This is a genomic window from Alicyclobacillus fructus (assembly GCF_017329605.1).
GTDB classification, from domain to species: Bacteria; Bacillota; Bacilli; order Alicyclobacillales; family Alicyclobacillaceae; genus Alicyclobacillus; species Alicyclobacillus fructus.
Genome location: NZ_JAFMTY010000011.1, coordinates 18144 through 38454, shown reverse-complemented (window position 1 = coordinate 38454; position 20311 = coordinate 18144). Strand labels below are relative to the sequence as shown.

Genomic DNA, 20311 nt, shown 5'->3' with positions numbered 1-20311 from the left:
TGTAGGGGGGGTGACATATGCAGGGGGGCGGGAAAGCGAAATACGTGGCAGTGAAAGAACAGATTCGGGAATGGATCCGCACGGGTAAGGTGAAGCCTGGGCAGAAGATCTACTCGGAAAACGAGCTCATGAAGATGTTTCGCGTCAGCCGGCATACCATCCGGCAGGCGGTGGGGGACCTGGTGCACGAGGGGCTTCTGTACCGGGAACAGGGCGCGGGGACGTTCTGCGCCTTTCCGCAGGAAGAGCGGCCGGGGGAGAGCCAAGAGGCGCGCAGGTACATCGGTGTCATCACGACGTACATTTCGGACTACATCTTTCCGACCATCATTCGCGGCATCGAGTCCTATGTGACGAACAAGGGGTATTCGCTGATTCTCGCGTGCACGTACAACAACCTGACGAAAGAGGCGCAGTGCCTGGAGTCGATGCTACAGCGGCCTATCGCGGGGCTGATCATCGAGCCGACAGAGTCGAGCACATACAATCCGAACATCCGGTACTATCTGGAGCTGGAGCAACGGAAGATTCCGTATGTGATGATCAACCAGTACTATCCGCAGCTGGACCCGCCGCACATCATCATGGACGACCGAAAGGGCGGATGGATGGCGACCCAGCATCTGCTGGAGCTTGGGCATCGGAAGCTGATGGGGATTTTCAAGACGGACGACCTGCAGGGTGTGTACCGGATGCAGGGGTTTATGGACGCATGTCGGGAAGCGGGGGTCACCGTCCGGCCGGAGTGGCTGGTGACGTATCGGACGGAGGACTTGGATGAGGAAGTGGTGCGGCGCGTGCGGGCGGAACTGGAGGGCGAAAAGGAGCGGCCGACGGGGATGGTGTGCTACAACGACCAGTTGGCGGTGAAGGTGATGGATGTGCTGCGGGACCTGAGCATCCGAGTGCCGGAGGAGATGTCGCTGGTGGGGTACGACGACTCGTACCTGGCGGAGGCGACGGAGATTAAGTTGACGACGGTGGAGCACCCGAAGACGCAGATGGGGCTGGACGCGGCGAAGTGGGTGATGCGTGCCATCGAGCGCGGAAGGCGGGACGGGGAGGACCCTGCCTCCATCGTCTATGAGCCGAAGCTCATTGTGCGCTCTTCCACGGCGCCCATCGCCGTCAACACCGCCCTGTGAAAACGACATCGCGATTGTCCAAAAGGCTGGCCGATAGGCCGGTCTTTTTCGTGTCCTGAATGCATGAAAGCGGATTGACAAACCCAAGAAACCGCTTTATTCTACAAGTTGTACGTACATCAATGAGTAGATTCGTTCATTGTCCGGACAATCCATTTGCGGCCGACGTCGCGCCTGAGCTTACGCCGAGGAGGTCGAACCATGGCAACCCCTTTGCAGGAACGCGGTTCTCGCTCGTACGCAGTGACCATTTCGCTTGCAGCCGCACTGGGAGGTCTCCTGTACGGCTATGATACCGCCGTCATCTCCGGTGCGATTGGCTTTCTGAAAACGCTCTACGGGCTCTCGCCTTTCATGCAAGGTCTGGTCATCTCCAGCATCATGATTGGCGGCGTCATCGGCGTTGCGGTATCCGGGTTTTTGAGCGATCGCGTCGGGCGGCGGAAGGTGTTGATGACGGCCGCCGTTCTCTTCGCCATTGCCGCCCTCGTGTCAGCGGTTTCGCACGACGTCGTGACCCTTGTGTTGGCGCGCATTGTGGGTGGACTTGGGATCGGCATGGGATCCGCGCTGTCCGTCACCTACATTTCTGAGTGCGCTCCTGCGACGATTCGCGGTGCGCTGTCGTCTCTCTACCAGCTGCTCACCATCATCGGTATCTTTCTCACCTATCTGACCAACTTCCTCATTCAGCGCTCTGGCTCCTTGAACTGGGACGTGCATACAGGTTGGCGCTGGATGCTGGGGCTCGGCGCGGTGCCGGCTGCCATCTTCTTTTTCGTGCTGCTCTTTGCGCCTGAGAGTCCGCGTTGGTTGACCAAGGCGGGCCGAAGCGATGAAGCGCTTCGTATTCTCGCGCGCATCAACGGACGTGAAATTGCCGTTCATGAACTCGAGGCCATTCGACGGTCTCTCGACAGCGAAAGCGCTGCAAGCGTCCGCGATTTGTTCAAGCCGGGATGGCGGAAAGCGCTCGCTGTGGGAATTCTGCTTGCTCTGTTCAACCAAATCATTGGCATGAACGCCGTCACCTACTACGGCCCTGAAATCTTCCGCATGGTTGGGTTCAGTCTGAACTCGGACTTTGAGATCCAGGCCTTCTTTGGCGCGATGTGGGTCGTGTTCACCGTCGTGGCCGTGGTTCTGATCGATCGCGTCGGGCGGAAGCCGCTCATGATCGTGGGGTCAGCGCTCATGGCCATCTTCATGGCGCTGATGGGACTGACGTTCTACCTGCACTTGCACAACGGGTTCTGGCTTGTGCTGTTCATCATGGGCTTCACGGCGGCGTTCAGCGTGTCGATGGGGCCCATCCCCTGGATCATGATTCCAGAAATCTTTCCGAATCACCTGCGGGCTCGCGCAGCGGGTGTCACCACGGTATTCCTGTGGGGCGCCAACTGGGCCATCGGTCAGTTCACGCCGGTGCTGTTGAACAACATCGGTGGTGCGTATACGTTCTGGATGTTTGCGGTCATCAACATCCTGGGCGTGATCTTTGTCAGCGCTCTGGTGCCCGAGACGAAAAACAAGTCTCTTGAGGAAATCGAGCGGATTTGGACGGGAACTGAACGTCGCTCAGCATCGCACGATCCGGATGCCGGTCGAGCGTCGAAGCACGCCAGGTTTTTACCGTAACTTGTCCGAATAACTCATTGTGCTCTATCGTCCTTGTAAGTACAATTGAGGTGATGTCTGCGGTTCCACCCTTTGAATGCGCGAAGGAAATGTGGGGATGGATATGGGCAAGTATTCGATAGGCGTGGACTACGGAACGCAGTCCGGACGCGCCGTGTTGGTGGAGATTGGGACGGGGCGCGAAATTGCCACAGCCGTCAAACCGTACACGCACGGGGTCATGGACGAGTATCTGCCAGACGGTGTGACCCGTCTGGAACCCGACTGGGCGCTGCAACACCCGCGCGATTACCTCGAGGTGCTGGAGGTGACCATTCCGCAACTCCTTCGGGATTCCGGTGTGCGCCCAGAAGACGTGATTGGCATCGGAATTGACTTCACGTCTTGCACCATGTTGCCCATACGGGCGGATGGCACCCCGCTCTGCTTGGAGGCTCGCTACGAGCGGCATCCGCACGCGTATGTGAAGCTCTGGAAGCACCACGCGGCGCAGGACGAGGCCAACAAGCTGAACGAGATCGCCCGGGAGCGCGGAGAAGCGTTCTTGGCGCGCTATGGCGGCAAGATCTCGTCAGAATGGATGATCCCGAAGATCTGGCAAATTCTCAATGAGGCGCCGGAGATCTATGACGCCGCCGACGCCATGGTGGAGGCGACCGACTGGGTCGTGATGCAACTGACGGGCAAGCTTGTCCGCAGTTCCTGTCCAGCGGGATACAAATCCATCTGGCACAAGCGGACGGGATATCCGAGCTCCGAGTTTTTCAAGGCCCTTCATCCGCGTCTGGAGCACGTGGTGGAAGAGAAACTGTGGGGGCCGATTCTGCCCATCGGATCGCGGGCCGGCGAGTTGACGGATGAGATGGCTCGCCGGATCGGGCTTGTGCCCGGGACGCCCGTGGCGGTGGGGAATGTGGATGCGCACGTGTCCATGCCGGCCGTCGGCATCACGGAGCCGGGCAAGATGCTGATGATCATCGGCACGTCAACGTGTCACGTGCTCCTGGGCACGGAGGAACGTGCGGTGCCGGGCATGTGCGGCGTGGTCGAGGACGGCATTATCCCTGGCTACATGGGCTACGAGGCGGGGCAATCCTGCGTCGGGGACCATTTCGAGTGGTGGATCGAAAATGGCGTGCCGCCGGCGTATTGGGACGAGGCGCGCCGCCAAGGCATGGGCATCCATGAGCTTTTGACCCGAAAAGCGGAGCAACTGAAGCCCGGCGAGACGGGTCTTCTGGCGCTCGACTGGTGGAACGGCAATCGATCGACGCTCGTCGACGCGGACCTCACGGGGCTTCTGCTCGGTGCGACGCTCGCCACCAAGCCGGAGGACATCTATCGGGCGTTGATCGAGGCCACGGCCTTTGGCACGCGCATGATCGTCGAGACCTTCCGGGTGAGCGGCGTGCCGGTGAACGAGATGTACGCGTGTGGCGGCATTGCGCAGAAGAACGCGCTCATGATGCAGATCTATGCCGATGTCCTGAACATGCCTATTCACATCGGCGCATCGACGCAGGCGCCAGCGCTCGGCGCGGCGATGTTTGGCGCGGTGGCCGCAGGCAAAGCAGGCGGCGGCTACGACTCGATTGAGGAAGCGGCACGGGAAATGGGCAGCGTGCGCGAGACACCCTACGTGCCGAACCCGAGCGCGGTGCGCGTATACGACGAACTGTACCGCGAATACGCCCGCTTGTATGACTACTTCGGCCGCGGCGAAAACGACGTGATGAAAGTGCTCAAGCGATTGAAGAGCGCCGTGGTCCAGGAAGAGGTGAGGACATGCTGAAGGAACTGAAGCAGGCGGTCCTCGAGGCGAACCTAGCGCTGCCCAGGCACGGGCTTGTCACCTTCACCTGGGGCAATGTGAGCGGCATTTCGCGTGAAGACGGGCTCGTGGTCATCAAACCGAGCGGCGTGCCTTACGAAGACCTGACCGTGGACGACATGGTGGTGGTCGATCTCGACGGCCGTGTCGTCGAGGGGCACCTCCGCCCTTCGTCCGACACGCCGACGCACATCGAGCTGTACAAGGCGTTTGGCGAGATCGGCGGGATTGTGCACACGCACTCCCCGTCGGCGACCGTGTGGGCGCAGGCCCGGCGGCCCATTCCCGCCCTCGGTACGACCCACGCGGACTATTTCTACGGTGACGTGCCGGTGACGCGTCCGCTGACCAAGGACGAGATCGAGCGGGCGTACGAGCTGGAGACCGGCAAGGTGATTGTGGAGACTTTCCGGGAGCGGGGGATCGATCCCGTCGCGATGCCGGCGGTGCTCGTGGCCAACCATGCGCCGTTTACGTGGGGCAAGGATCCGGCGGAGGCCGTCTATCATGCGGTGGTGCTCGAAGTCGTGGCGCGGATGGCGCTCGACACGATGCTGCTCACGGGCGGCGAGGCGCAGATGGATTCGTTCTTGCTCGACAAGCACTATAACCGCAAGCATGGGAAGAACGCGTACTACGGCCAGCCCGGCGGGGCGGCACACTGATGGGCGGCGAATGGGAGAGGATGCGGATGAAACGGCCATCGTACGAATTCTGGTTTGTGGTGGGGAGTCAGCACCTGTACGGTGAAGAGGCGCTCGCCCAGGTGGAAGCGCATGCGCGAGAGATGATCCCGGCTTTGCAGGGAGCCGTCGGGGAGCAGCACGGATTGAAGTGGAAGGGCGTGCTGAAGGATGCCGACGAGATCCGGCGCCTGTGCCTCGAGGCGTCCGCCGACGATCGCTGTGCAGGCGTGATCGCGTGGATGCACACCTTCTCCCCGGCGAAGATGTGGATTCGCGGCCTGATGGCGCTGCAAAAGCCGCTTTTGCACCTGCACACGCAGTTCAACCGCGACATTCCATGGGACACGATTGACATGGACTTCATGAACCTGAACCAGTCCGCGCATGGAGATCGCGAGTTCGGGTTCATGGTGAGCCGCCTCGGCGTGCCGCGCAAGGTGGTGGTGGGGCACTGGCAGGATCCCGAACTGGCGCGGCGCATCCGCGGATGGGCGCTCACGGCGGTGGCGGCGGCGGTCAGCCGCGGGCTGAAGGTCGCGCGCTTCGGTGACAACATGCGCCAGGTGGCGGTCACGGAGGGCGACAAGGTGGAGGCCGAGGCCCGGTTTGGCTGGTCGGTCAACGGCTATGGCGTGGGCGATCTCGCCGAGCGCGTGCGGGCGGTGTCGGAGGCCGAGATCGACCGGCTCATCGAGGAGTACGCCGAGCTGTACGACTTCCAGGACGGCGCGCAGAAGGGCGGCCCGCTGCACGAAGCCGTGCGCGAGCAGGCGCGGATCGAGCTCGGCCTGCGGTCGTTTCTCGAGGAGGGCGGCTTCGAGGCCTTCACGACCACGTTCGAGGATCTGCACGGGCTGCGCCAGCTCCCGGGCCTCGCGGTGCAGCGCCTCATGGCCGACGGCTACGGCTTTGGCGGCGAGGGAGACTGGAAGACGGCGGCGTTCGTCCGCGTGCTGAAGGTGCTGGCCGAGGGCGAGGGCACGTCCTTCATGGAGGATTACACGTACCACTTCGAGCCTGGGAACGAAATGGTGCTCGGCGCGCACATGCTCGAGGTGTGTCCGACCATTGCGGCGACGCGGCCGCGCATCGAGGTGCATCCGCTCTCCATCGGCGGCAAGGAAGATCCGGCCCGGCTCGTGTTCGACGGCGCAAGTGGCCCCGCGGTGCAGGCGACCATCGTCGATCTCGGCCATCGCTTCCGCATGGTGGTGAACAAGGTCGAGGCCATTCAGCCGGATCGGCCGATGCCGAAGCTACCCGTGGCGCGCGTGCTGTGGAAGCCGCTTCCTTCGCTCGCGTCCGCCGCGGAGAGCTGGATTCTCGCGGGCGGCGCGCACCACACGGTGTTCTCGTACAGGGTGACGGTGGAACAGTTGCAGGATTTGGCCGACATGATGGGCGTGGAGTGCGTCGTGATCGACGAACACTCCACCCCGCGCCAGATTGCGAACGAGCTGCGCTGGAACGAAGCGGTTTACGGCCGCTGAGTTGAGCGATGAAAGCGAAGTGGGGCTGCCTCGGCGCAGCCCCACGCGTCATTGGGGGGACGCGCGTGACGTGGAGATTGGACGAGTTGCGCAGGCTGACGACGGACTGCCCGTGCGGCAAACCGCACCAGCCGATTCCGATGGAACACCTGCGGGTGGGCCCCGGCGCGCTGGCGGAGGCCGCGACGTGGATTCGAGACCGGTTCGAGCGCGTGGTGCTCATCATGGACGAGCACACCCGCGCCGCAGCGGGCGAGGCGCTCGCGCACGCTTTGACCGATCTCGGCGTTCTCTGGACGGCGTGCGTCATCGAGCCCAACGGCCAGGGCGACGTGGTGGCGGACGAACCGTCGATTGTCCAGGCGCTCATCGCCACGGGCCCTGACGTGGAAGCGCTCGTGGCGGTGGGGTCGGGCACGCTGCACGACATCGCCCGGTTTGCGAGCGCAAAAATGCGCATCCCGTTTGTGAGCGTGCCCACGGCGCCTTCCGTGGATGGGTTCACGTCCGCCGGAGCGCCGCTCATCGTGCGCGGCGTGAAGACCACCTATCAGACGCACGCGCCCGTCGCGCTGTTCGCGGACACGGACGTGCTGGAACGGGCGCCGAAGGAGCTCGTGTGGGCCGGGTTCGGGGACGTGATCGGCAAGTATACCTCGCTTGCGGACTGGGCGTTCGGGGCCTTGGCCGCGGATGAGCCCTACTGCGCGCACCTGGCGTCGATCACGCGCCAGGCACTCGAAACCGCTGCGTCTCAGGCGGCGGGGCTCGCCGAATTCCGAAGCGACGCGATTCGCAGCCTGATGGAGGCGCTCGTTCTCTCGGGGCTTGTGATGCTTCTGTTCGGCCAATCCCATCCGGCCTCAGGCGGCGAGCATCACCTGTCCCACGATTGGGAGATGGAGTTTTTGCGATCCGGCCGGCGCCAGGTGCTGCATGGGCTCAAGGTGGCCGCGGCGTGTGGCGTGATTGCCGACGTGTATCACGCGCACGTCCCGGATGCCGTCGCCGACGCGGTGCGGGCGGGGCAGGCGCCTTGGGCCTCGTTGGAGGGCCGGGAACAAGAGGTGCGCAACATCCTGGCGTCGATTCCGTCCGGCGATCACGTCCGCGGGCTGATGCGGCGGCTCGGAGCCCCCGCGGAGCCGGCTGAACTGGGCATTGAGCGGAGTCTCGTCGCGGCGAGCCTGAAGCGCGCCCACAAGCTGCGCAATCGACACACGATGCTGCGCTTGCTGAACGAGACGGGGGCGCTCTGACCGCGTACGCTGTCACCCAACCTCGGTTTGTTTTATACTTGATTAAAGATAACGGCCGGGGTGGGTGATAGGGTGATTCACATCAAGGAGTTGCGCTCGGGCTTGCCGCTGTTCAAAGCGCTGGGTTCCGAGGTTCGGGTTCAGTTGCTGGAGCTGTTGTTGCAGCATGGGCGGCTGAACATGGACGAGATCGCCAAAAAGCTCGGGGTGACGAACGGCGCGGTGACCCAGCACGTGCGGAAGCTTGAGGAGTGCGGCCTCGTGGTCACCGAGACGGCGGGTGCCCGGCATGGATTGCAGAAGTTCTGCTATGTCAACGAGCAGAAGATCCTCGTGGAGCTGGCCCCGGAAACGAAGGATCAGGACGTGTACGAGGTGGACATCCGGGTGGGCCACTATGTGTCGTTCGAGGTGTGGCCCACCTGCGGCCTCGCCACCGCGGAGACCATCATCGGCACGTTTGACGATCCCCGCTATTTCGCGGATCCCCAGCATATTGACGCCGAGATCGTGTGGCTCACAAAGGGGTATCTGGAGTACTGGATCCCGAACTTCATCCGCACGGACAGGCCCGTGGAAGAGATCCAGATCATCGCCGAATTGGCCTCGGAGGCGCCTTCGTACAACAATGACTACCCCTCGGACATCTACTTTTCCATCAACGGCGTGGAGATTGGCTACTGGACGAGCCCAGGCGATTTTGGCGACGAGCGGGGGCGGCAAAATCCGAGTTGGTGGCCGCCCCATCTCAACCAGTACGGACATCTAAAGCTCGTCAGGGTGAACCGCGAGGGTACGTTCATCGACGGGTGCAAGATCTCTGAGGTCACCATCGAGCATCTGCAGCCGTTTCACGGTCACGCGATTCCGTTGCGCTTCTCGGTTCCGGAGCACGCGCGCCACGTGGGCGGCATGACCATCTTCGGCCGCCGGTTCGGGCATTACGATCAAGATATCAAGGTGCGCGTGATCTACGGGAAGGGCGCGGCTGTTTAATTTAATATTTATTAAAACAATTGATTTGAGTTTGAATTTTATATTGACGAACGCCCGATCCTTGATTATTCTATCACTAGAAAGCGCATTCAAGGGTTGCTGGCAGGCATTGATTTTTATCAATTTAAAATAATCGAGGGGGTGTTCATCTGAGCGAGGTGCTTCGACTTGTGGATCGAGTTGTACGTATGAGTTTGAAAAAGGGGCGTTGTAAGGATGAAAAAAGGTCATCAAAAGACCATGTTGATCGGATCGATGACAGGCGCATTCGCGTTGATTGCGACGGGGTGTGGCACGTCGTCGGGTGGGCAGACTCCAACCTCCGCCAGTCCGTCCAGTTCCGGTTCGGCGTCGGTGAAGGTGGTGGATGGACTGCCGTTGCCTCAGTACAACGGAAAAGCCACGCTTACGTGGTGGTCTTGGGTTCCGAACGCGCAAAAAGAAGTCGATATCTTCGAGAAGTATTACCCGAATATCAAGGTCAAACTGGTGGACGCTGGAGCAGGTACGACTGAGTATCAGAAGTTCAGCACCGTGATTCAAGCGGGAAGCGGTATCCCTGATGTCGTGATGCTCGAGTTCGACGTGATGCCTGAGTACATCGCCACAGGAGCATTGCAGGATATCTCTCCATGGGTATCCCAGCTCAAGAATCGATTCACCCCGTGGACGTGGAATCAGGTTTCCGTGGGTTCGCACGTGTATGGGATCCCAGAGGACACGGGACCCATGGGGTTGTTCTATCAGAGTTCATTGTTTAACAAATATCATCTGAAGGTTCCGTCGACTTGGAGTCAGTTCCAGCAGGAGGCGCTGGAATTCCATAAGCTCGATCCGTCTCAGTACTTCTCGTATTTCTCAAACAACGACGGCCAATGGATGTTCGGACTCCTGTGGCAGGCAGGGTGCGTTCCCTTCCAGGGGTCAGGAAACAATTGGAAGGTAAATATCGATTCGCCTAAGGCGGTTCAAGTGTTCTCGATGTGGCAGAAACTCGTGAAAGCCGGTGCTGTGCAAAGCATCGCGGCGGGGTCTCCGGAGTGGCAGAAGAACATCAACGCGGGCCTTTACGCCACGGCAATTGGATCGGCGTGGTACGACAGCGAAATTCTCGTTCCCTATGACCACAATCTGTCCGCTCACAAGTGGAGGGCCGCTTTCATCCCCGAATGGACGCCCGGTGACACGATGGACGGGGACTGGGGAGGTTCTGTCCAAGCTGTGACGAAAGCGACCAAATATCCGGAAGCGGCCGCGATTTTTGCGGCCTTCATCAATGCGGCCCCTGCGGAGTTGGCGCACGATGTGGCGCCGGCAAAGGACGGCGGCGGAGGGCTCTTCCCTGCGGCTACGGCTGGCTTCAACATTCCTTCCTTCAAGCAGCCGAACCCGGCGCTCGACAACCAGCCAGCCAATGTGGATGTCTTCGAGAAGGAATCGCCGAGGGTCAATACCAAGTTCCAGTGGAGCCCGTGGTCGAGTTATGTGTTTAACGAGTTGCAGACCGAGATAGGCAAAGCGTTCTCGGGCAAGGAAAGCGTGCAGCAGGCCCTTTCGAACGTGCAACAGGCGGTTGTGAACTACGCTCGCTCCCAGGGATACAACGTGACCACCTGACGCCTGCCATATCGCCCTCGAGCCTTCAAGCTCGAGGGCGTCCCTGAAAGCGAAAGGATGTGATCCTGCGTGCCGGTTGCCCGTAACCAATCCAGGACTGTGTCAGCCGCCGCTTTTTTGGCTCCGTTCATGTTGCTGTTCATCGCGTTCCTGTTGGCGCCTCTGATCTACGCGTTCTACACGAGCCTGTTCATCAACCGCTTCGGCCAACCGATTTTTGTGGGCTTCAGAAATTATGTCAACGCGTTTCAAGACACCGCGTTCTGGAGTTCTGTCGTGAATGTCATCCGGTACGCCGTCTTGCAGGGTGTCATCATGATCGCGCTGTCCCTGATCTTGGCGTTGGTGCTTGACACGAAATATGCGAGGTGGAAGCCGTTCTTTAGGTTGGTTTACTTCCTTCCGTACGCGGTGCCTGGCGTGTTTGCCTCGATCATGTGGGGATTTCTCTATTCCAAGCCGCTCGATCCATTCTTGCAGGCCATGCACTTCGATCCCTTATCCGCATCGGCCCTGTTGTACAGCATTATCAACATCGCGACTTGGGAATGGGCGGGCTACAATATGACCCTGTACGCGGCATCGCTGACCGGTATCTCGACAGATTTGTACGAAGCGGCCATTGTGGATGGATGTAATGAGTTCCAACTCGCTTGGTACATCAAGCTCCCGTTGCTCAGGCCCACCATCCTGATGACCGTCATCCTCAGCTTCATCGGATCGATGCAGTTGTTCAACGAGCCGTTCCTTTTGAGTGCACTGACACCGATATCACAGACCTTTACACCGAACATGGACATCTATGCGATGGCGTTTAACCTCACCAATCTGCCGTACGCTGCAACGCTCGCTGTTCTTCTGGGCGCGATCACGATTTTCATCTCAGCATGCGTGATGGTGATAGCTCGCATCATCGGGCGCCGCTCTCGCGAACGAGGCGCTTCGGTCATCCCATCTGAGGAGGCGCTGACCCTATGAGCTCGAGCTTCTCTCCTCAGACGGCGCGGGATTCGCGTGCACGTCAAGCGTCCTCAGCCCCTTCGTCGTTTGTCAGGCATCTCGTCGCTGTCGTCGTCATGGCGTTCCTTATCGTTGCAGCCATCTACTTTCTCATCCCTGTGGTCTGGCTGTTGATTGCATCGACAAAGACGCAAGTAGAGCTTCAGAGCTCGGGGATCTTTTCCCTCCCGAGGCACCTGGAGCTTGTTCAGAACATCCATTTGCTCTTTGCGTACAACAGTGGAGTGTTTGCGCGTTGGTTCCTCAATTCCATTGTATATTCAGGCTCCGTCGCCATCCTCACGTGTCTCGTCAGTGCGATGGCGGGATATGCACTGGCGAAGTTTGAGTTTCGGGGGAGGGAAGTGCTTTTCTATATCATTCTCGCGTCCATGATGATCCCGGGTACCGTGGCTACCATTCCGCTCTTCGTCATTGAGCAACCACTTCACCTTGTCAATACCTATCTCGGGGTCATTTTACCTCTTATCGCGAGCCCATTTGGGGTTTACTTCCTTAGAATCTACATCCGCGACGTGGTTCCGAACGAAATGCTCGAAGCCGCAAAAGTGGATGGCGCGCAGGAGCGAACCATTTTCTGGAGAATAGTACTGCCCGTCATTCGCCCAGCGATGGTAACGCTCCTTCTCATCAGCTTTATCGGGACGTGGAACAACTTCTTCCTGCCTTTGGTGTTGCTTCACAACCAATCGCTCTATCCGTTGCCTGTAGGCGTGGACGTCCTGTTAAGTCTCATCGCGACGCCTGCCGCTGATCAGTCCATGCCGATCTACCAACTGGTGATCACGGCTTCTCTGTTGTCGATCCTGCCGATGATCATCGGCTTCATCCTATTCCGGAAGCAAATCGTCACCGGTCTGACACAGGGAAGCGTCAAACTGTAGCGCTAGATAAGGAGAATTCCCCATGGCCAATCTACAAGCTCGCATCACCCTCGATCCAGCGTATCGCCTTGCGGAAACCGATCCGCGCATCTACGGCTCGTTCATCGAGCACCTCGGCCGCGCCGTTTACGGCGGCATCTATGACCCCGGCCATCCCACCGCCGATGAGGACGGGTTCCGTCGGGACGTGATCGACCTCGTCAAGGAGCTCAACGTGCCCATCGTCCGTTATCCCGGCGGCAACTTCGTGTCCGGCTACCGCTGGGAAGACGGCGTGGGGCCCATTGAGGAACGCCCTGTGCAACTGGATCTCGCCTGGCGCAGTCTCGAGCCCAACCGCGTGGGGCTGAACGAGTTCGCGCGCTGGGCGAAGAAGGCCGGCAGTGAAGTCATGATGGCCATCAACCTCGGCACGCGCGGCATTGAGGACGCCAAGAACCTTGTCGAATACTGCAACCACCCGGGCGGAAGTTACTGGAGCGATCTCCGTCGCAAGCACGGCATCGCCGATCCCCACCGCATCCGCGTGTGGTGCCTCGGCAACGAGATGGACGGCCCGTGGCAAATCGGCCACAAGACCGCGGACGAGTACGGCCGCCTTGCGCAGGAAGCCGCCAAGGTGATGAAGTGGGTCGATCCGTCCATTGAGCTTGTCGCCTGCGGAAGTTCGAATGCCAAGATGCCGACCTTCCCAGACTGGGAGCGCATCGTCCTCGAGCACACGTACGACAACGTCGACTACCTTTCGCTTCACACCTATTACGGCAACCGCGACGGCGATCTCGCCAACTTCCTGGCGTGTTCGCTCGACATGGACGCGTTCATCCGCACGGTCGTCGCGACATGCGACTTCGTTCGCGCGAAGAAGCGGTCGAACAAGACCATCTATCTGTCCTTCGACGAGTGGAACGTGTGGTTCCACTCCAACGAGGCCGACAAGCAGGTCGAGCCCTGGCAGGTGGGCCCGCCGCTCCTTGAAGACGTGTACACGATGGAGGACGCGCTCGTGGTGGGGTGCATGCTCATCACGCTGTTGAAGCATGCCGATCGCGTCCGGATTGCGTGCCTGGCGCAGCTTGTCAACGTGATTGCGCCCATCATGACGGAAAACGGCGGTCCGAGCTGGCGGCAGACCATCTTTTACCCATTCGCTCACGCGTCCAACTACGCGCGTGGCACGGTGCTCTACGCGCCGGTCGAATCGCCGAAATACGATAGCAAAGACTTCACGGATGTGCCGTATCTCGAGGCGGTGCCGGTGTGGAACGAGGCGGCGGGCGAGGTGGTCCTCCTGGCGGTCAACCGCGCCGCGGAGCCGCTCGTGCTCGACGTGGACCTGCGGGGATTCCCGAACGCCCAATCTCAAGAACACATTGTGCTGACCCATCCGGACATGAAGGCGGTCAATACGAAGGACCGGCCCAGCGAGGTGGTCCCCCAAAAACGAGCGGTGGGAACGGTGGACGCGGGACGCCTTGCTGTCGAACTCCCTGCGCTGTCGTGGAACGTGATTCGATTGTCCGTGTAAAGGACGCTAGGTGGGCCGCGTCAGACGCGGCCCTGCCCTAAAAATGAGCACGTTCGATTCGGGTCCCATACTTCATCGTAGCCCAGGATAGGATGATCGCGGTCCACGCCAAGAGAAGAAACACACTCGCAGTGATGATGGTAGGGGACGTCGCGGCCATATCCGACATCCATGGGGCGGCATTGCGCACGTCAGGAATCTCACGTATGACCCGCGCCTCGAGAATGCTCCACGGACTGAGTGGTACAGGTACCCCGAGCTCTGGGCGTTCAGCTCGGCTCATCCACATACACAAAGCCAAGTTGTAAAGCGCTCCTGCAACAAGCGCGTGGCCCACGACGGTTACCGCAGCCGCCGTAGCTGCGATGAACGTTAGCTTGAGTAAAGTCGTGGCAAGGAGCCACGCAGTCGGAACGAATTGCGAGGTTTGCGAGACCAGTGGTGGATAGGCGAGAATCCCCATCGAGATGAAAGCGGTTAACAACAACATTCCCAGCGTCACGGCCGCGCTCAGCCAGGCGGAGCGCCTCCAAAGGACATTGAGAAATGTCAGTCCTCGAACACGGAATTCTCGATCCATGCCTTGGCGCATATCGTCCCAGAACACGAACGAAACCCAGAATCCAAACAGAAATATAGAGATAGGGGAATTCATCCACGCGAGAGCGATTTCTACGGTCTTAACAAGGTTCAGGTGAACATGAGAATCCAATGCTGAGCTTTGTGTAGCGCACACTGCAAATCCATAAGCTACGCTACCGATCCACCAAAGAGAACCGCCCAAAAGAAGCGGGCGGCGGACGGTCTTCCACAATCGAGCACCTCCTCACGTCGACGAAATGAGAGACTGCATTCTATCTGGGGGAATGATCCATTCTACATGAGCGCGGTATGCCTGCAAATCTTTGTTCATGCTCTGAAGCACTTGCGGAAAGCGCTTCGCCAACTGTGCTGCGACGAAACTCGGAACCCAGTCAACCTCACTTTCCCAGGACAGATGGTTCGCGCGAGCCTTCATCATAGCGACTGACCAATTTGATGGTCTGGCGTCGGAGAACGGCGATAGTTGCTCCCGGATGTATCCCGACAAGTCGGGCGGGATCGAGATGTGTAACTTCTGCGCGGCCCCAACCATCAGCGCTAACGACTGCACAAGTCCTAAGCAGCTGTCTTCAAACGAGGACGCATTCGGAGAACGAAGGGCTGATTCCATCGCATCCTGCGATTGTCGGGTACTCATGTAGAAAACATATACATCCCTGCTGGTCAAGCTGTAAGGACCTATCTTCGCGACGACAAGGTCTCGCATGTGAAGACTCTTGGAGTGTGCTTCGGCCCACATCTGCTCGGCGACGCGAAGCCTCGCGGCATCTGAATGGTGCGTCCATGCCGGAATGGCGACATAGTACGCCAAAAGCATCACTCCGATCGCCACACAGAACCCGGTGATGATGATTTTGCGAACGGAATTCACGAGTCCACCTCCGCACGAACATCCTGGCGCACCAAGTGTTTCGGGTCGGATCTTCCAATTTTTCCAAAAGACCAAGCAGCAAACGCGGTGCAAAGAGTAAGTTCGGCGCCGAGCAGGGCGCAAGCAGCGAACGGTGTTGGAAGATAGCGCATGAGAAGCCAATCAGTGTTCGCACTGCTTCCAAGATAGACGCCAATATGACTTGCATCTGTAAACGGATAAGTGGTTGGCGATCCGCGAGCAGTGAGGCTCGTACCCCATGTAAAGGTGGTTTGTGTCAAAACGCTCAGGTTGTCAAATGGACTTGTAGCCGCAAGAATCCACGATAATCTCGGAGATATGAATAGGGTAATCGTGTACAAGACTCGGGGTTCCGTCGTGAAGTGTAGCCACCATGCAATCCAGGCACTCAGCGCACCAAGTGCGAAGTTGGACCATAGTGCCATGAAAGCGAGACCTATGACACCCATGGTCCACGCGAATAGGATGCCTGAAACGGCGACGTGAATGCTCAAGAAGAAGTGTGACCCAGAAGGCCAAAACCCATGGAGCAAACCAATGCAGACCGCGACAATGATGCCAGCGACCTGCGTAAGACATGAAAGTGTTAGGAGGGAAATGAGTCTTGTGAAAATCCATGTGCGCGTCGCGTGCCGGAATCGAACCACATGCTCCGAGGGCATAGAAGGCCGCCAGTCATTCCACGACCACAAAGCGCCTGTCGCAGCCCAAATACCAATACGAAATAAATAAGGAGTTGATAACCATGTTAGAACGTAAGGAATGACATACTCCGGACTGTAGAAGCCAGTCCAGCCCCTCGAAGTGACACTCACCGGTCCACGTGCGGCCATGTCCGAATGCAACTGCCAAATGAGGTATCCGACATCGGTTGCGAGGGAAAGCCATGCCACCCAGTGACGCCGAACGCGAATCCATTCGGCGCGAAGAGCTTGAATCAAAATGTGTCACTCCTTGCGTAGTGCCCGGTTTCGTCAGCGAGTGGTTGAAAACCTGCGTTCAGGAGACATTCCACTGCGTAACTGAACATTTCAGATTCGGGGGATAGAATGATTTCTGTCGGATTTTCCCCTTCTTGAAAGGGAACATGGTTCCGGGTAAGTACATCTACCCATTTAGCGTCTATTTTACCGTTTCTCTCTACAAGCACTCGCTCTGCAAACTCGAGTCGAGAACCGGAAAAATCCACAGTATGGTTGGCGATTCGAACCACTTGACGGATTGTTTGGGGAAAGCCGTATGCCGCGTGGAGCACCATCACGACGTGCTCTGCATGCGTTCGGAGAGCTCTGTCGACCTCCTTCCAGAGCGCGTCGACTCCCCGGGCGTCCAATCCCGTGAAGGGCTCGTCGAGTATCCAAATTTTGGGTTGGTTCCATACGCTACAGACAATACCTAGCCTTTGCTTCTGCCCCCGTGAAAAGCCGCGTATACGGCCTTCGGGCACACCAAAGCGGAGAAGAAGCTCCTCGTATTCATTTTTCCATTTCCTTCCAGCCAAATGAACGTAGTATGCAAGCATTTCACGCGCCGTCAGATGCTCGTAGAAAGACGGTGGATCGAGAAGCACGCCCATTTCCGGGCCGAACCGCCCGACGGGTTTATCGTTCAGCCGTATTTCTCCGCGCGTAGGTCGCCACAGCCCTGCCATGCAACGTATTAGGGTTGATTTACCAGATCCGTTCGTGCCAACGATCACCGTCAGCCCGGGTTGAAGGACCGTGTTGACGTCTCGGAGAATCCACGACCGCCCAATACGTTTGTCCATGTCCGCAATTTCGATCAACTCGTACGGTCCCCCCAAACGCTCGCGAAGCGCCGCCTGCGATGAAGCGGCGCATCCGCACAGCAAATGATCCAGAGCGTCAGCCTCTGATGTATGCGGCGCTTGTGGGCGCGAGGAAGGTTGCCTGAGTTTGCTGGCCGTTCTGTAACTGAACGATGGCGTATCCAGTCAACGTCGCAGTGTACACACCGGCACGAGGGAACGTGTGCGTGTTGCTTGTCGACCAATCCGGAGAGTTCTTTTGCCAAGGCCAAAAGTTGACGGGACCCGAATGGGAACCTCCATCACTGTATGTGATTGTGAAAGCACCTCCCACGATTTTACCCTGGGTCGAATGAGCACCAACCTCAGCTGTTCCAACTGTTCCATAGTCCCAGCCGAGGTTACAATACGAATATCCCGCATTGCCCGAGACGGTCGTTTGTGGAACTGCAGCTGCCAGCGCAACTGCACCTCCTGCGAATACACCAAAGACGACGCTAACGCCTGTCCAAAGCAAACTCCGTGTGCGCATGCATTTCGCCCTCCTTGTAGGGTCTGCAGCTCACGATCGTGATCTGCCGGTGTCTCTCATCTTAAGCGACAACCATGGTTACCATCTTATTAACAGTTCTTTTCAAGATGATCTTGAGATACTCGCAGCATGTAGCCCACTCCGTGCACGCTGACGATGAGGCTGCGGTCCCCCAGATGATTTCGAAGACGATAGATAAGGTTGGCCAGATTGGCTCTACATGCTGTAGGAGCAGTATTCCATAAAGCGTAAATGAGATCGGATGTTGGGACGATCTGATTGCGTTTTCTGAATAATTCCTGTAACAATCGAAACTCCATATCCGACAAGAGAATTTCTTTTTCCGAGCGCAAAATGGATTGCCTTTCTCGATCCCACAAGCAACGGGCAGAGAGTCTTACCGTATTCGACAAATCGAGTCTCACCTCGACCAGCACACATGTGAACCGTGACGAACACAGCGGGATACGCTACGTCTGAGCGAAACGCAACCATAACATAGCATTTTTGGTTCATCATATCCGTCTGCATCTTCCAGGTCAATAGGTCCCATGGAATTGAAAGCGCGCGAGGGAGGTGTGTTCTGTCAGAGGGCGTCGTTTTCAACATCCAATCCTGAGGGTGTCGGTGCGGGGAACCCAAATTTTCATGTCAGCTTTGGATGCGCTTGCGTAAACTTAACTTACATATTGCGTAGACAAGCGCCATGTGCAAGATTTACACTGAATCTAGTCCTCGGCCGAAGGGCCGAGGCCCCGGGGAGGACGTTTTGTGAAGCGCATCGATGCCATCATTCGTCCAGAGAAACTCCAGACCACCATCAAGGCGCTGCGGCAGGTCGGCGTGACGGGATTCACGGTCATCCCGGTGCAGGGCCGCGGTCAGCAGAAGGATGCCGTCGGTGTGTATCGAGGTCACGCCTACGACATCAATCTGCACCCGAAGATCAAGCTCGAGATTGTGGTCTCGGACAAGTACGTCCCCGCGACGGTGCAGGCCATCATCGGCGCGGCGCAGACGGGCAAGATGGGCGACGGGAAGATCTTCGTGTACGACATCCTCGAGGCGTACAACATTCGCACAGGCGAGATCGACGAGACCATCGACGAGTTGAATCAAAAGAGGGAGGACACCTAGTTCATGTCTTCAGAGACCGCGCTGAACGCCGTCTGGGTGGTCCTCGCGGCCGCCCTGGTCCTGTTCATGGAGGGCGGGTTCAGCCTGTTGGAAGCAGGACTCGTGCGCACGAAAAACGCGGTGAACGTCACCATGAAGGTGTTTGTCGATCTCACCTTCGGAGTGCTGGCGTTCTACCTCGTCGGCGTGCACCTGGCGTTCGGATCGGACGTGGGTCATCTGTGGGGCTTTGGCCCAGCCATCGCTCCGGCGAATGTGCCGCAGGTCGCCTTCATCCTGTTCCAAATCGGCTTTGCCATCGCGGCGGCCTCCATTATTTCGGGCGCGGTGGCGGAGCGGATGAAGTTCTCCGCGTATGTCATCATCGTGATTTTGGTCTGCGCCCTCGTGTATCCTCTCGGCGCGCACTGGGCGTGGGGCGCGAATGGGTGGCTTGCGAACATGGGGATGGAGGACTTCGCCGGATCGGCCGTCATCCACGCGATGGGCGGATTTATGGCGCTCGGCTTCGCCAAGAGCGTCGGCCCGCGCGCGCAGCGGTTCAATGCGGACGGCAGCGTCAACGTATTTGCGCCGAGCAACATTCCGCTCGCGTCGGCCGGGGCCTTTATCCTCGCGTTCGGCTGGATCGGCTTCAACGCCGGCAGCACGTTGAACGCCTATGACCCGCGCCTGTCGAGCATCGCGCTCAACACGGTCGTCGCGGCGGCGTCGGGCGGCGCCGCGGCGGTCATGGTGAACATCGTCCGCTTCAGGGTGGCGGATCCCAGCATGATGATGAACGGCGTCCTGTCCGGTCTCGTGGCCGTCACGGCTGGGTGCGCGTTCGTCTCGCACTGGGCGGCCGTGGTCATCGGTGCGGCCGCTGGCGTGCTGGTGGTGTTCGCCACAGGCTGGCTGGACGCGTGGAAGGTGGACGATCCCGTCGGCGCCTTCGCCGTCCACGGCGCAGGCGGCGTATGGGGGACCTTGGCGGTGGGCCTGTTCGACACCTCGCGCGGCCTGCTCACCACGGGCCACGTGCATCTTCTGCTCGTGCAGCTCCTGGCCTGCGTCGTGTATCCGCTGTGGGGATTTCTCACGTCGCTTGGAATTGGCTGGGTGTTGCATCGCACCATCGGCATGCGCGTTTCGCCGGAGACAGAAGAGGAAGGGATCGACGTCGTCGCGCACGGCATTCCGGCCTACAACGAGTTGGAGCGGTTCACGGACCTCTGAACGTAACCCAAAGGCGGGGGCGATCCGGCCGTTCAAGCCGGATCGCCCTCCTTGTCGTTCGGGCCAT

The 20311-nt window shown here is 59.1% G+C and carries 17 protein-coding genes; 13 read left to right on the top strand and 4 right to left on the bottom strand.

Annotated elements, in window-relative coordinates; translation table 11 throughout:
* The first annotated feature begins 17 nt into the window (after nt 1–17).
* From J3481_RS07305 to arfA, 11 genes are all read left to right on the top strand, one after another.
* Nucleotides 18–1145 carry a GntR family transcriptional regulator gene (locus tag J3481_RS07305; protein WP_206831294.1) on the top strand — a complete coding sequence of 376 codons (1128 nt, stop codon included), beginning with the start codon at nt 18–20 and terminating at the stop codon, nt 1143–1145.
* Nucleotides 1146–1346: 201 nt separating this feature from the next.
* Nucleotides 1347–2783 carry a sugar porter family MFS transporter gene (locus tag J3481_RS07300; protein WP_206831293.1) on the top strand — a complete coding sequence of 479 codons (1437 nt, stop codon included), beginning with the start codon at nt 1347–1349 and terminating at the stop codon, nt 2781–2783.
* A gap of 97 nt (nt 2784–2880) precedes the next feature.
* Complete coding sequence (gene araB, locus J3481_RS07295) at nt 2881–4575, top strand: ribulokinase (RefSeq protein WP_407929322.1); 1695 nt, start codon at nt 2881–2883, stop codon at nt 4573–4575.
* Nucleotides 4569–5279: an L-ribulose-5-phosphate 4-epimerase gene (locus J3481_RS07290; protein ID WP_206831292.1), complete on the top strand. Its 711-nt coding sequence runs from the start codon at nt 4569–4571 to the stop codon at nt 5277–5279. The genes araB and J3481_RS07290 overlap by 7 nt, the downstream gene beginning before the upstream one ends.
* A gap of 26 nt (nt 5280–5305) precedes the next feature.
* Entirely contained in the window at nt 5306–6790 is a 1485-nt protein-coding gene (gene araA / locus J3481_RS07285) for an L-arabinose isomerase (protein WP_407929321.1), read from the top strand.
* A 65-nt stretch (nt 6791–6855) separates the two neighbouring features.
* The gene (locus tag J3481_RS07280) at nt 6856–8049 is read left to right on the top strand and encodes a sn-glycerol-1-phosphate dehydrogenase (protein ID WP_206831291.1); all 1194 of its coding nucleotides are present in this window, start codon (nt 6856–6858) and stop codon (nt 8047–8049) included.
* A 72-nt stretch (nt 8050–8121) separates the two neighbouring features.
* Nucleotides 8122–9045: an ArsR/SmtB family transcription factor gene (locus J3481_RS07275; protein ID WP_206831290.1), complete on the top strand. Its 924-nt coding sequence runs from the start codon at nt 8122–8124 to the stop codon at nt 9043–9045.
* Between the two features lie 216 nt (nt 9046–9261).
* On the top strand, nt 9262–10662 hold the full coding sequence (locus tag J3481_RS07270) for an ABC transporter substrate-binding protein (RefSeq protein ID WP_206831289.1): 1401 nt from the start codon (nt 9262–9264) through the stop codon (nt 10660–10662).
* Between the two features lie 69 nt (nt 10663–10731).
* A complete protein-coding gene (locus tag J3481_RS07265; protein WP_328702062.1) occupies nt 10732–11640 on the top strand; it encodes a carbohydrate ABC transporter permease in 909 nt (302 codons plus the stop codon).
* Complete coding sequence (locus J3481_RS07260; protein ID WP_206831288.1) at nt 11637–12566, top strand: carbohydrate ABC transporter permease; 930 nt, start codon at nt 11637–11639, stop codon at nt 12564–12566. The genes J3481_RS07265 and J3481_RS07260 overlap by 4 nt, the downstream gene beginning before the upstream one ends.
* Before the next feature lie 22 nt (nt 12567–12588).
* A complete protein-coding gene (arfA, locus tag J3481_RS07255; RefSeq protein ID WP_206831287.1) occupies nt 12589–14094 on the top strand; it encodes an arabinosylfuranosidase ArfA in 1506 nt (501 codons plus the stop codon).
* A 37-nt stretch (nt 14095–14131) separates the two neighbouring features.
* Here arfA and J3481_RS07250 read toward each other — a convergent pair whose 3' ends face one another.
* From J3481_RS07250 to J3481_RS15060, 4 genes are all read right to left on the bottom strand, one after another.
* Nucleotides 14132–14908 (bottom strand): hypothetical protein, encoded by a 777-nt coding sequence (locus tag J3481_RS07250; protein ID WP_206831286.1) that lies wholly within the window; start codon nt 14906–14908, stop codon nt 14132–14134.
* Between the two features lie 12 nt (nt 14909–14920).
* The gene (locus tag J3481_RS07245) at nt 14921–15568 is read right to left on the bottom strand and encodes a hypothetical protein (protein ID WP_206831285.1); all 648 of its coding nucleotides are present in this window, start codon (nt 15566–15568) and stop codon (nt 14921–14923) included.
* Nucleotides 15569–16526: 958 nt separating this feature from the next.
* Nucleotides 16527–17375: an ATP-binding cassette domain-containing protein gene (locus tag J3481_RS07240; RefSeq protein ID WP_206831284.1), complete on the bottom strand. Its 849-nt coding sequence runs from the start codon at nt 17373–17375 to the stop codon at nt 16527–16529.
* A 603-nt stretch (nt 17376–17978) separates the two neighbouring features.
* Nucleotides 17979–18314, bottom strand: a complete 336-nt coding sequence (locus J3481_RS15060; protein WP_407929324.1) for a winged helix-turn-helix domain-containing protein — start codon at nt 18312–18314, stop codon at nt 17979–17981.
* 346 nt (nt 18315–18660) lie between these two features.
* Between J3481_RS15060 and J3481_RS07230 the strand changes: the two genes are divergently transcribed.
* Both J3481_RS07230 and J3481_RS07225 read left to right on the top strand, forming a co-directional pair.
* Nucleotides 18661–19026: a P-II family nitrogen regulator gene (locus J3481_RS07230; protein ID WP_206831282.1), complete on the top strand. Its 366-nt coding sequence runs from the start codon at nt 18661–18663 to the stop codon at nt 19024–19026.
* A 3-nt stretch (nt 19027–19029) separates the two neighbouring features.
* A complete protein-coding gene (locus J3481_RS07225) occupies nt 19030–20244 on the top strand; it encodes an ammonium transporter (protein ID WP_206831281.1) in 1215 nt (404 codons plus the stop codon).
* Nucleotides 20245–20311 lie beyond the last annotated feature (67 nt).

Coding starts and splice junctions, on each gene's coding strand:
- J3481_RS07300 (WP_206831293.1), top strand. CDS start 1,347: ATGGCAACCCCTTTGCAGGAACGCGGTTCTCGCTCGTACGCAGTGACC.
- J3481_RS07305 (WP_206831294.1), top strand. CDS start 18: ATGCAGGGGGGCGGGAAAGCGAAATACGTGGCAGTGAAAGAACAGATT.
- araB (WP_407929322.1), top strand. CDS start 2,881: ATGGATATGGGCAAGTATTCGATAGGCGTGGACTACGGAACGCAGTCC.
- J3481_RS07225 (WP_206831281.1), top strand. CDS start 19,030: ATGTCTTCAGAGACCGCGCTGAACGCCGTCTGGGTGGTCCTCGCGGCC.
- araA (WP_407929321.1), top strand. CDS start 5,306: ATGAAACGGCCATCGTACGAATTCTGGTTTGTGGTGGGGAGTCAGCAC.
- J3481_RS07290 (WP_206831292.1), top strand. CDS start 4,569: ATGCTGAAGGAACTGAAGCAGGCGGTCCTCGAGGCGAACCTAGCGCTG.
- J3481_RS07260 (WP_206831288.1), top strand. CDS start 11,637: ATGAGCTCGAGCTTCTCTCCTCAGACGGCGCGGGATTCGCGTGCACGT.
- J3481_RS07270 (WP_206831289.1), top strand. CDS start 9,262: ATGAAAAAAGGTCATCAAAAGACCATGTTGATCGGATCGATGACAGGC.
- arfA (WP_206831287.1), top strand. CDS start 12,589: ATGGCCAATCTACAAGCTCGCATCACCCTCGATCCAGCGTATCGCCTT.